This is a genomic window from Bacillus sp. ES1-5 (assembly GCF_022487605.1).
Taxonomy (GTDB): Bacteria; Bacillota; Bacilli; order Bacillales; family Bacillaceae_G; genus Bacillus_A; species Bacillus_A wiedmannii.
In genome coordinates, this window is the sequence record NZ_JAKVPU010000005.1 from 379,382 (window position 1) to 391,286 (window position 11,905).

Here is an 11,905-nt window from a genome sequence, read left to right on the forward strand (position 1 = left end):
TGAAGCGATGGAATTTTTATTGCAGGATGCAATTCTATATATATCGTTTGTAACGACAGCGCTTTGTTTATTAGAAGTTTTCTTCCTTGCTAACGTTTCTCGCTTTGTACGTCAGCAAGCATCGAGCGGTAGACAGAGAGCTTTCAAATTAGTTGATACATGTGAAGATAGTGCAGGGAATGTAACGCTATTTTCAATTTTTTATAAATATGGAATGATTCGTTCTGTACGCAGACAAGAATCAAGTGAAGAGAATGACGAGGTCGGTCCGTATACACCAATGTTTCGCTAAATAATTACGAAACATTGGAGGAATGAACATGTTAAAATCATACCGAGCTGCGCTCATTAGTTTATCAGTATTACTTGTTTTTGTTTTATCTGGCTGCAGTAATGCAGGCACAATCGATGCACATAGTACGGGAATTTGGAACCATTATTTCGTATATCCAATCTCGTATATGATTCAATTTGTTGCTCATCATATACCGGGAGCTAGCTTCGGGATTGCTATCATTATTATGACGCTCGTTATTCGTTCAGCAATGATCCCATTAGCCGTTTCGCAATATCGTAGTCAAGCGAAAATGAAGAAAATGCAACCTGAACTGCAGAAGCTGAAACAAAAATACGGTGATGTGGGTAAAGATCTTGAAAAACAAAAGCAGTATCAAAAAGAAATGTCAGAACTAATGAAATCAGGCGGTTGGAATCCACTAGCTGGTTGCTGGCCAATCTTTATACAAATGCCGATTTTCTCTGCTTTGTATTATGCGATTAGCCGAACAGAAGAGATTCGCACATCTTCATTTTTATGGGTGAACTTAGGACATGCAGATCCTTATCATATACTACCGATTATCGCAGCGCTAACGACATTTATTCAAATGAAAGTTTTCCAATCTAATATTACACCTGGAGAACAAGTACAGATGCTGAAAGTGCAGCAAATTATGATGCCGGCAATGATTCTATTTATGGGATTTGCGGCTCCATCAGGACTTGTGTTGTACTGGATAACGGGTAATTTATTTACAATGACACAAACAATTGTATTAAGAAGAATAATGGAACGTGAAGAATTACAATTACAAAAAGCTTAGAACAACGCCGCTCGTGATGAGCGGCGTTTTTTTGTTAAGTCGTTAAGGAAATGTTAAGAAACCAACATTACTATAGGCATTGTATACGAAAGTGTACATGCTTTAGAAATATGAAGGAGGAAATTTCCTATGAAGAAGAAAACAGTTGGGTATTTAGCGATTGCAGGTGCTTTATCATTCGGAATCATTGGAGGAGTCGGTATTCCGGCATTCGCGGCAACGAATACTCCAGCAGCTGAGCAGTCTACAAAAACGGCGAAAAAAGATTTGGATGACGCTACAAAACAAAAAGTAAAAACGATTATGGACGATACAAAGAAACAGTTGAAGGAGCTAGGTGTAAACCTTCCAGAGAAAGAAAAACGTAAAGATATGCTTGCTGACTTAGATGAAGCAACAAAAGAAAAAGCGAAATCAATCTTAGAACAAGAGAAATCCGGTAAATTAACACGTGAACAAGCGCAAGGAGAATTAACAAAACTAGGCGTGAAGTTCTCGGAAAAGGGTAAACATGGAGATATGTTTGCTAACTTAGACGAAGCAACAAAAGAAAAAGCGAAATCAACCTTAGAACAAGAGAAATCCGGCAAACTAACACGTGAACAAGCAAAAGAAGAATTAACAAAGCTAGGTGTGAAATTCCCTGAGAAAGGTAAGCGTAAAGACATGCTTGCTGACTTAGATGAAGCAACAAAAGAAAAAGCAAAGTCTATTTTTGAACAAGAAAAATCCGGGAAATTAACTCATGAGCAAGCAAAAGAAGAATTAACAAAGCTAGGTGTGAAACTTCCAGAGAAAGAGAAGCATAAAGACATGTTTGCGGGATTAGATGAGGCAACGAAAGAAAAAGCAAAAGCGATTTTAGAGAATGAAAAGAAACAATTAGAGGCGTTGAATGTGGATCTTCCGCAGCATAAATTTTTTATGAAATAATTGAGTGAAGTCGTATCTTTCGTGTGGGCAACCGGAAGGTACGTGCGAGGACCGATTTCTGTTAGCAGAAATCGGTCCCTTTTAATGATTCAATAAAATTTTTTTCATTGTTAGTATGTATCCAAAGACGCAGTAGAAGATTGCAAAACCGATAAACACTTCTGTATATTGGTATTTACCTAATACATAGAAGGAAGTAGCTGGTATAATAGCTACCGCTAAAATGCTATAACCAGGATACTTGTGCCTGTACATGATAGCGAATAGAACAGAGAGAAACGTAGCGATAATACAAAAAACAGCAATCATTATTCGTGCACCTCCTATATAGACTATACCATTGTTAGGGAATTAGAGAAGTATCGTAACTTCTGTTATAATATAAGAAGAGAAATATTTCATATGTTATATAAAAAAATATATTGATTTTTTCTAACAATTCAATATAATGAACAATAACTACAAAATTCGACATCAAGAAGTGATGATGAGGACATGATCAATTTTTTACGATTCTCAGAGAGGGAAGCCTTTGGCTGTGAGCTTCCTAATACGGAAAAATGGATTACCACCTCTGAACTGCAGCAGTGAACGGATACCTAGTAATTGCTTGCCGGCAAAAACCGTTATTTAGACTTGAGAAATTGGTGAAGTGTGTTACTTTGCGAATTGAAACAAGGGTGGAACCACGAATACAACACTCGTCCCTTTTTTAGGGAGGAGTGTTTTTTTATTTCATTTTTGCATCACACTAGAATTGGAAGGAGGATACGCAGCATGCATCATGATGAGAAGAACAAAATTGGTTTAACAGTAGCACTTTCTATCGTAGTAGGAACGATTATTGGATCTGGTGTGTTTATGAAACCAGGGAGCGTATTAGATTACTCAGGGAGTTCTAATATGGCGATTCTTGCTTGGGTAATTGGTGGACTATTGACGCTAGCAAGTGGTTTAACAGTAGCTGAAATTGGAGCGCAAATCCCGAAAAATGGTGGGTTGTATACGTATTTAGAGGAGATTTACGGAAGCTTCTGGGGATATTTATCAGGCTGGATGCAAACAATTGTTTATGGACCAGCTATTATTGGAACATTAGGATTGTACTTTAGTTCTTTAATGATTAATTTTTTCTATTTAGATAAAGTATGGAATTTACCAATTGCTATTGGAACAGTTGTGTTCCTTGGCGTTGTAAATAGTATGGGAACAAAATATGGAGGTATCGTCCAAACGGTTACGACAATTGGGAAGATGATTCCGATCGTATTAATTGTTGTGCTAGGTTTTTGGAAAGGGAATAGCGATATCTTTAATGTAGTTGTGCCGATATCAGAAAATCAAAGTATCGGTATGGCAATTTTAGCAACGTTATTTGCTTATGACGGCTGGATTCTACTCGCTTCAATTGGCGGAGAAATGAAGAATCCAACAAAGTTATTACCGAAAGCAATGACAGTTGGGATTTTAATTGTAACGGCTGCTTACGTACTAATTAACTTGGCATTATTAAATGTGTTACCAGCAGCGAAAATCGTAGACCTTGGAGAAAATGCAACAGCGACAGCTGCGGGCATGTTACTTGGAGAATATGGCGGAAAAATTATTAGTATTGGTATTATCGTTTCTATTTTCGGTTGTTTAAATGGAAAGATTTTAACGTTTCCACGTATTCCGATGTCGATGGCAGAGCGTGGACACCTTCCGTTTGCTAAGTTTATCGCAAAGGAAAGTCCAAGATTTAAAACACCAGCAAATGCGATTACTGTTGAAATCATTTTAGGAATTATTTTAATGATTATTAGTGATCCGAATAAGCTATCTGAGATTTCCGTATTCATTATTTATATTTTCTATGTAATGACGTTTATTGGTGTCTTCATTTTAAGAAAACGTAACAAGAATAAAGAGCGTGCATACAGTGTACCGTTATTCCCAATCGTACCAATCGTCGCGATTTTAGGATCATTGTTTGTACTTGGAAGTGCGATTATTAATGATCCAGTAAGTTGTTTCTTATCAATTGGAATTGTCTTTACTGGACTACCGGTATATTGGTATTTAAATAAGAAGAACAAAACTAGTGTTTAATAATTAGAAGGCAGGCGTATGATGCGCCTGTTTTTTTATCCCGCTTTAATGGGCAGTAAGACCCCCACCTCAAAATGCAGCGAAAGCAAAGAATTTAGGTGGGGGATCAACTGCCCATAAAAGTCCGATTGGTTCAACTAATAATCAGTGGGGGATGAAGAAAACCCCCACTGATTAAAGTTTCACTTTATTGTAAAAAAATTGTACTTGTGTTCAATTTCTATTTTGGTTACTATAGTCGTAGTAACCAAAATAGAAAGCGTGGGGAAAGATTTGAATTTTCGTGTGTATATTTTAGCTATCGCGGCTTTCGTAGTCGGAACGGTTGAGCTAATTATAGGAGGAACGCTCGATCTAGTTGCCAATGATTTAGGAGTATCTATTAGTGCAGCTGGTCAGCTTATAACAATATTTTCAGTAGTATTTGCTTTATCAGGTCCTGTTTTATTAGCTTTAACCGGTAAGTTTGAAAGAAAAAGATTATACATTGGGGCATTATCAATTTTCTTAATCGGAAATATTATTTCAGTATTTAGTGTAAATTACGGGATGTTAATGTTTTCAAGGGTTGTTTGTGCAGCGAGTGGTTCGCTTATTATTGCACTATCAGTAACACTTGCTTCTAGCGTTGTAGAACCGCATTTTCGTGCGCGTGCAATTGGAATCATTTTCATGGGGATTAGTGGATCACTTGTACTTGGGGTACCACTTGGTCTTGTACTTGGAAATGCATATGGATGGCGTGCACCATTTGTATTAATTTCGGTATTAACAGTTATAGCAATTGCTTGTATTTCATTATTCTTAACGAAAGTACCACCGACATCAGTACTATCAATAAGAGAACAAATTGCTACGTTAAAAGATAAGAAAATTGTAAGTGCACAGTTAACATCATTTTTATTTTTAACGGGGCATTTAACACTATATGCATATTTAACACCATTTTTAAAAGATGTGATGCATGTTGAAGCGGATTGGATTAGTGTATTTTACTTCATTTTCGGAATTGCAGCGGTACTTGGAGGCGGCCTTGGGGGCTTGCTTGCTGATAAATGGGGATCGAAGAAAAGTATTATTTCAATTATTATCGTATTTGCGTGTGCGATCTTCATATTGCCAATGATGACATTCTCATTCCCGCTGTTCATTATTATGATGGGACTTTGGAGTATGCTGAGCTGGGCTATTTCACCAGCACAACAAAATTATTTAATTGAAATTGCACCAGAATCGGCTGGTATTCAGCAAAGTTTAAATAACTCTGCGCTTCACTTAGGAATTGCACTCGGTTCAACAGTAGGCGGAGTTGTTATTGAGAAATCATCTGTTATATATAACGCTTGGGTAGGCGGTGGCTTTATAATATTAGCACTGTTTTGTGCCATCTTCTCAATTACGAGAGGACGTTCTGCTCAGTTTGCGAAGGAAGAATCTATCGTTTGATAGGTTCTTTTTTATTTGTAAAATTTTGCAGGTTTTAGTAGATATGTGGAGAAAGTTGTATGTAGCGAGGTGATGTATATGTATACGAATTTTTCGATTCTTGGCTTTCTAATTTCAATGCTTCCGTTGTTCCTTATTATTCTTGCACTTAGATGGATTCGTTTCATCTATCAAAATTCAGAGAAACAAGTGGAGCAAAATGAGAAAATTATTGAGCTGTTGACGGAGATAAAAGAGGAAAATAAAAAGGAGTCTAGGTGAAGAACTAGACTCCTTTTTTGTATTCAATTAATACCTCAACTTCCGCAACAAACTCTTAATTTCCTCATCTTGCATGAAGAGATCCAGATGCTTTTCTGTAATTTTTGCAAGTGCAACGTCGTGATAGAAAAATTCTGTAAAGAATTTTACGAAAGGTTGTGACATTGTTTTCATCGCTTGCCATGACTCTTGCTCTACACCAGCAAATAAAATTTCGCGGTCGTCAACGATGAGTAGCAAGTAGCGCTCTAATGCGTTAGGTTCTTCAGTTGGGATTAGAAAATGCATGTTTTCTAACTCTGTTTCTACCTTTCCAACTATAAGGGACTCGAGTTTGACGCCTTGTTTTTCTTTTTCTTCTAGTAAAGGAAGGTATTCTAAAAGAGTATCATTCCAAGCTGAAATACGAATCGATTCTTTTGCACTTTCGATGAGTTCTTTACTTTGAACTCGAATAGAAGATTGCATTTTTAAGCTCCACACACGGTCATCTGTAAATGATTTTTTCGATATATTTGTTTCCAATTCTTCAATATTTGATTGGAATTCTGTCGTTAATTTTTCAATTGCTAGCTTGAGTGGTAATGCTGTATACAGCTTTTTCTTTTCTGAAACAGAATCCATTACCATCCCTTTATCGATCAGGCGTGCTAGCACTTCATATATTTTTGCTTTTGGAACACCAGAGTGCTTCACAATCGTTGTAGCATCTAATGGTTCGTTGCTCGATACGACAACTTCATAAGCTTGGCTTTCATATTGTGAGAAACCGAATTTTTGTAACATAGTTCCCTCCGAACGAATGAGATTATATAGTTTAAGGATAATGAACTATTTGTTTTTGCACAAGTGGTAGTAGGTTGTCTACTCAAATTGAGATGAGAATTAATTTCAATTTTTTAATTTTATCCATTATACTTAATATATTGATTAATATGATTACAATACAACGAGAAGGGGATGCTTGGGGGACGATGTTGAGAAGTTTACGTTTAAAAATTGCGGTAGTATTTTCGGTGCTTATTTCTATGATGTTTGTAATATTAGGTACAGCAATGTATCAATTACAGAAAGAGAAGGAAGTGCGCTCCTTAGACCAGTATTCTCAAAATACGATGGATCTTGTGACAGAGCAGTTAAATGCATTTATGCAGCGAATTGAAGAAGATATGGGTCATTATGGAAGCCATGATGATATTCAAAACATGTTACAAGATGGAGTGACTCCAGAAGAGGAAAGTTTTATTTTAAAAGAGTTTTTAAGATTTAAAAATAATCATCCTGATATTTTGGATGTATACATTGGAACGAAAGATAAAAAAACGTTGAGCGCAAATCTCGCTGACGGAGGAACAGTACCAGAAGGATATGATCCAACAAGTCGTCAATGGTATAAAGCATCAGAAGCCGATACGAAATCGATTATTTGGGGACAACCACAATATGAAATCGCGACAGGCAAGTTAAGTATTGGAGTTTCAAAAGCTATCGTCGGGCAAGATGGTTCTGTATTAGGGGTAGTAGCAATGGATGTATCATTAGGAACAATTCAAAAGCTACTTCATAATATTCAATATAATAATGGCGGAGAAATGTTTATCGTAAATGATAAAAATATTGCCATTGTATATCCAGGGGAAGTAGGAAAAGATGTTTCAAAAGAATCACTTGTAAAAAGTTTGAATAAAGATGAAACAAAATTTGCGGTGACGACGTTAGGCGGGAAAGATGTAGTAGCCTATAGTCAACTGTTTGATAAGATGAAATGGAAAATGGGGATTGTTTATCCGAAAGAAACGATTGATGGGCTATTAAATAGTACGAGGAATACAGTCATTATAATGGCTTGTATTAGCTTATTAGTTGGAATCGTAGCTTCATACTTGTTCTCAAGAAGATTAGCAAGACCATTGCAACTATTAACGAATCACGTTCAAAAAGTAGCAGAAGGTGATTTAACGTTGCAAATGAAAGTGACAAGTAAGGATGAAGTTGGAGAGCTGACGAACCACTTTAATCATATGGTTGAGCAAATGAATGAAATGGTAAGCAAAATTAAAAATAGTGTATCAACAGTGCAACAATCAACGAATAATCTACATTATTTAACGAATGAAACTGTAGCAGCTAGTAGAGAGGTATCAGGTGCAATGGATGATGTGAGCGGAGGAGCGTCCACTCTTGCTAATAGTGTAGATGAAGTTTCAGAACAGCTTGAGAATATGGCGCAGTCAGTGGAACAAATGAATCACTCTGTTGGTGAAATAAAAGGTGTGGCTGGCAAAGCTGAAGAGGCATCTAAGCAAGGATTAAATACGATGCGTAATTTAGTTCGTACGAGGGGCCAATCATCATCGATTGTTGTTCATACAGAGGAAGCATCCGGAAAGTTAGAGCAAAGAGTTGGATCGATTCAAAATGTAGTTGAGCTTATAAAAGGTATTTCGGATCAAACGAATTTACTTGCTTTAAATGCTTCGATTGAGGCGGCACGTGCAGGGGAACAAGGTAAAGGCTTTGCTGTTGTTGCCGAAGAAGTTCGAAAGTTAGCGGAACAATCGAAAGAGGCGACAGGAGAAATCGCAACGATGATTGGCGATGTACAAGTAGAGGTAAAACGAGTTGTAGAGGTTGTAAGTAAATTAAAAGATATTGCAGATATACAAAATAAAGTTACGACAGAGGCAGAAACGGAATTCCGCACAATTATGTCAGTTGTAAATACGATTAGTACTTCAGTGGAACAAATTGTAGCAGAGGTACATAATATCGGTTACGAGCAAGGAGAAATTACAGCAGTAATGCATACAATTGCTGGTACAAGTCAAGAAAGCGCAGCTGTTTCGGAAGAGGTAAATGCTGCAACTGAATCTCAAGTGAGTCATCTAGAAAAGGTAGCTCATACGATGGAAAGTTTGACGGAGCATATGAGAGACTTAGAAAGATTGGTTGAGCAGTTTAAAATAGAGGAATAACAAATTAGTAAAATGATGAGTATTTCGGTAAAATAGACAATGGATATATAAGAAGCAATTATAGGAGGAAGACTACTATGGCAATTGTTGACGTATCGATTATTCCAGTAGGAACTGGTAATCCAAGTGTTAGTGAATATGTAGCAGAAGTACAAAAGGTGCTAGAGAAAAATGCAGATCGCGTGAAGTATCAATTAACACCAATGAATACAGTAATTGAAGGAGATCTTCCTGTCATTCTAGAAGTAATTCAACAAATGCATGAAGTTCCATATACGAAAGGTGCACAGCGCGTTGCAACAACAATTCGTATCGATGATCGTCGTGATAAAGTAAGCACAATGGAGAAAAAATTAAACTCTGTTCGATCAAAATTATAAGGAAAAGCAGCGATTTTCGCTGCTTTTTTCATATAGGAGGTAAATAAGATGAGTGAAAAATTTAATGAACAATTTGACGGGTTGTTAGAGAAATACACGGAACTATTACTGGGAGAGAGCAATGAAGAGAGAAAAGAACAGGTGCAGAAGTGGGCACTTTATTCTTATATTGCAAAGACGATGCCAGCTTTAGTAAAGCATTGGAATGAGACATATCCAGATGCGAAAGAAGAGATGGTGAAGCTAATTACGGATATTAAAAAAATGAATGAAGAGAAGAGAAATGAGCAGTGAGAAAACTTGAGGTGAATGTTACCTCAAGTTTTCTTTATTAATATCCTTATATAATTTACATGGAATATAAAGGGTTTTATAAGCATGTCGAATATTTTCGACATGCCTATTTTTTGCTTAGTAAACCCGTTTTTTCTAAATGTCGAAAAATATTCCCTTCATATTAAGAAGCGAGAATATAGGGTTTTAAATGTTTTTATAGTATTTTATAAATTATCTAAATAATTATTTGTATCCAATAATTTTAAACAGTGATATAATTTCGAAGAGGGGTAAAAAACAGATAAATTAAGTCATAGGGGTGAATTACATGGAACAATTAATGCGAAATTCGTTTCTTTTCTTATCTAAAAATAAAGCGCTAACAAAACTGGCTAAAAAGTATGGTTTGCGCTTTGGTGCAGGTCGCTTCGTCGCAGGGGAGACGATTGAATTAGCGACAGCTGCAATTAAAGCATTAAATAAGCAAGGTCTTTGTGTAACGATCGATTATTTAGGTGAATTCGTTGATAACGAAGCAGAAGCAAATGAAATGGCTAGCGAATCGATTGAAGCGATTCGTGCAATTGGAAGAGAAGGTCTTAATTCGCAGCTGTCTTTAAAGATGACTTCTATGGGATTAGATATCTCTGATGAAATCGTAATGAACAATATGCGCCGTATTTTAGAAGCTGGAAAAGAAAATGGTGTGTTTATTACCATTGATATGGAAGACTATACGCGCTGCGGGAAAACAATTGAGATCTTTAAACAATTAAAATCTGAATACGATAATATTGGTACAGTTATTCAAGCTTACTTATATCGTACAGAAAAAGATATGGAAGAATTAAATGCTTATAGTCCGAATTTACGTCTTGTAAAAGGAGCTTATAAAGAACCTGAAGAGGTAGCGTTCCCGGATAAGAAAGATGTAGATGATAACTATAAAAAAATTATAAAAATGCACTTATTAAATGGAAATTATACTGCAATTGCTTCACATGACGAAGCGATTATTGAATATACGAAAAAACTTGCCGAAGAACACAATATTCCAAGAGACCAATTTGAATTCCAGATGTTATATGGTATTCGTAATGAGCGTCAACTTGAGCTAGTAAAAGAAGGTTACAAGATGCGTGTTTACGTACCTTATGGAAACGACTGGTATGGCTACTTCATGCGTCGTTTAGCAGAGCGTCCAGCAAACGTTGCGTTCGTATTAAAAGGTATGGTTAAAAAATAACCAAGGAGAAAATACTCCTTGGTTATTTTAATTGCTGAAATGCGTAATGTGCCATTTTCTTCGTATCAGGATATAGCTGCGTGCGAGTAGAAGATAATACAACATTAATGACGCGTTTACCGTCTTTTTCATCCACTGTTACGACCGTATATTTTCCGAGTGCTGATAGACCGCTTTTACTTCCAATTGCATATGGATCGTCATATAGTTCTTCTCGTCCATAGTTTGCGATGTTGGGAGAGCGTTCTGAAGTATGTAGAGTTGTACGTGTTGAATTCATATATTCTAAAACAACTGGGTACTTCAATGCTTCTTTCGTAATCATAGCAATGTCATATGGTGATACTTTATTTCCGAGTGCATCAGCGCCACTTGCGTTTTTGAAAGTCGCATGTTTTGTACCAAGTTCCTTCGCTCTAGCATTCATCATTTTTACAAATTCATTTTTTGATCCTGCGATATGTTCTGCGATGGATTCAGCTATTGGGTCTGCACTAATGATAAGCATAAGCTTTAATGCCTCATCCCGCTTTAACTTTTCTCCAGCACGAAGTTTAATTTTCTTACTTTGACTTTCTGTTTTAATTGCGTTCTCTGTAACTGTAATTTCTTCATTTTCTTTTACATTCTCTAGTAAGAGTAAGGTAGTCATCATTTTCCCTATACTAGCCGGATAAGAGCGTTCGTCTTCCCGCTTTCCATACAAAATTTCACCTGTGTCTGCATCAATTGTAATGGCGTATTGCCCAGTAATGCTAGGTTGATCAGCTCTTACAGCTTGTTGTCTTTGTGCGTAAGAGAAGAAAATCATCCCTGTAAATAGTGTAGCAATCATTACAATCATAACTATTGTTCGTTTCATCATCGTTCCCTCTTTTGTTTTCCATATGTACAAATAAATTGGGCAGAAAAAGCAGCCATTACCCATTATGCCACGTTTTCTGCCCAAAAATATACCGTTATTTTTCGCCCATATTATGCTTCTTATATTGTTGGTTATTACCTTGACGGCCCTTTTCCACACCGTGATTATGCGGACCTGCATTTCCAGATACGCTTGCTGCGCTAATTCCAGCCTTTGAAGGGTTCTTCTTAAGTTTTGCCATATATATTCCTCCATTTTCGTCAGATTATAAAAAGGAAAAGTGTATTTGAGTGAAGAAAATACATATATATAGCATGGGCAAATAAAAG

Annotated in this window: 14 protein-coding genes and 1 other annotated feature; of the genes, 10 read left to right on the forward strand and 4 right to left on the reverse strand. The window is 36.5% G+C overall.

Annotated features, from left to right (window positions below; genetic code table 11):
- Positions 1–7: 7 nt before the first annotated feature.
- The 3 genes from MKO96_RS18795 to MKO96_RS18805 all read left to right on the forward strand — a co-directional run bounded on the left by MKO96_RS18795 (position 8) and on the right by MKO96_RS18805 (position 2,036).
- On the forward strand, positions 8–292 hold the full coding sequence (locus MKO96_RS18795; protein ID WP_087982921.1) for a hypothetical protein: 285 nt from the start codon (positions 8–10) through the stop codon (positions 290–292).
- Positions 293–320: 28 nt separating this feature from the next.
- Positions 321–1,103, forward strand: a complete 783-nt coding sequence (locus tag MKO96_RS18800; RefSeq protein WP_087982918.1) for a membrane protein insertase YidC — start codon at positions 321–323, stop codon at positions 1,101–1,103.
- 129 nt (positions 1,104–1,232) lie between these two features.
- The gene (locus MKO96_RS18805) at positions 1,233–2,036 is read left to right on the forward strand and encodes a hypothetical protein (protein ID WP_240588339.1); all 804 of its coding nucleotides are present in this window, start codon (positions 1,233–1,235) and stop codon (positions 2,034–2,036) included.
- Positions 2,037–2,117: 81 nt separating this feature from the next.
- On the opposite strand, the gene MKO96_RS18810 is transcribed toward MKO96_RS18805, so the two are convergent.
- A complete protein-coding gene (locus MKO96_RS18810) occupies positions 2,118–2,345 on the reverse strand; it encodes a hypothetical protein (protein WP_137053887.1) in 228 nt (75 codons plus the stop codon).
- Positions 2,346–2,511: 166 nt separating this feature from the next.
- Positions 2,512–2,748: a binding site (T-box leader), on the forward strand.
- A 65-nt stretch (positions 2,749–2,813) separates the two neighbouring features.
- Here MKO96_RS18810 and MKO96_RS18815 point away from each other — a divergent pair.
- The 3 genes from MKO96_RS18815 (at position 2,814) to MKO96_RS18825 (ending at position 5,834) form a co-directional block, all read left to right on the forward strand.
- Positions 2,814–4,127, forward strand: coding sequence for an APC family permease (locus MKO96_RS18815; protein ID WP_087982908.1), 1,314 nt, complete (start codon positions 2,814–2,816; stop codon positions 4,125–4,127).
- 261 nt (positions 4,128–4,388) lie between these two features.
- Entirely contained in the window at positions 4,389–5,573 is a 1,185-nt protein-coding gene (locus MKO96_RS18820; protein ID WP_240588340.1) for an MFS transporter, read from the forward strand.
- Between the two features lie 78 nt (positions 5,574–5,651).
- The gene (locus tag MKO96_RS18825; RefSeq protein ID WP_087982904.1) at positions 5,652–5,834 is read left to right on the forward strand and encodes a hypothetical protein; all 183 of its coding nucleotides are present in this window, start codon (positions 5,652–5,654) and stop codon (positions 5,832–5,834) included.
- 27 nt (positions 5,835–5,861) lie between these two features.
- Here the strand turns inward: MKO96_RS18825 and MKO96_RS18830 are convergent, their stop codons facing one another.
- Positions 5,862–6,620, reverse strand: coding sequence for a TrmB family transcriptional regulator (locus MKO96_RS18830; protein ID WP_240588341.1), 759 nt, complete (start codon positions 6,618–6,620; stop codon positions 5,862–5,864).
- Positions 6,621–6,808: 188 nt separating this feature from the next.
- On the opposite strand from MKO96_RS18830, the gene MKO96_RS18835 reads away from it, so the two are divergent.
- The 4 genes from MKO96_RS18835 (at position 6,809) to MKO96_RS18850 (ending at position 10,711) form a co-directional block, all read left to right on the forward strand.
- Positions 6,809–8,809, forward strand: coding sequence for a methyl-accepting chemotaxis protein (locus MKO96_RS18835; RefSeq protein WP_240588342.1), 2,001 nt, complete (start codon positions 6,809–6,811; stop codon positions 8,807–8,809).
- A gap of 77 nt (positions 8,810–8,886) precedes the next feature.
- Entirely contained in the window at positions 8,887–9,189 is a 303-nt protein-coding gene (locus MKO96_RS18840; RefSeq protein WP_001018862.1) for an MTH1187 family thiamine-binding protein, read from the forward strand.
- A gap of 48 nt (positions 9,190–9,237) precedes the next feature.
- On the forward strand, positions 9,238–9,483 hold the full coding sequence (locus tag MKO96_RS18845) for a YusU family protein (protein WP_063222157.1): 246 nt from the start codon (positions 9,238–9,240) through the stop codon (positions 9,481–9,483).
- Between the two features lie 310 nt (positions 9,484–9,793).
- A complete protein-coding gene (locus MKO96_RS18850) occupies positions 9,794–10,711 on the forward strand; it encodes a proline dehydrogenase family protein (protein ID WP_000436767.1) in 918 nt (305 codons plus the stop codon).
- 22 nt (positions 10,712–10,733) lie between these two features.
- On the opposite strand, the gene MKO96_RS18855 is transcribed toward MKO96_RS18850, so the two are convergent.
- Positions 10,734–11,573, reverse strand: coding sequence for a D-alanyl-D-alanine carboxypeptidase family protein (locus tag MKO96_RS18855; protein ID WP_240588343.1), 840 nt, complete (start codon positions 11,571–11,573; stop codon positions 10,734–10,736).
- Between the two features lie 97 nt (positions 11,574–11,670).
- Positions 11,671–11,817: a YuzL family protein gene (locus MKO96_RS18860; protein WP_001096343.1), complete on the reverse strand. Its 147-nt coding sequence runs from the start codon at positions 11,815–11,817 to the stop codon at positions 11,671–11,673.
- Positions 11,818–11,905: the final 88 nt, after the last annotated feature.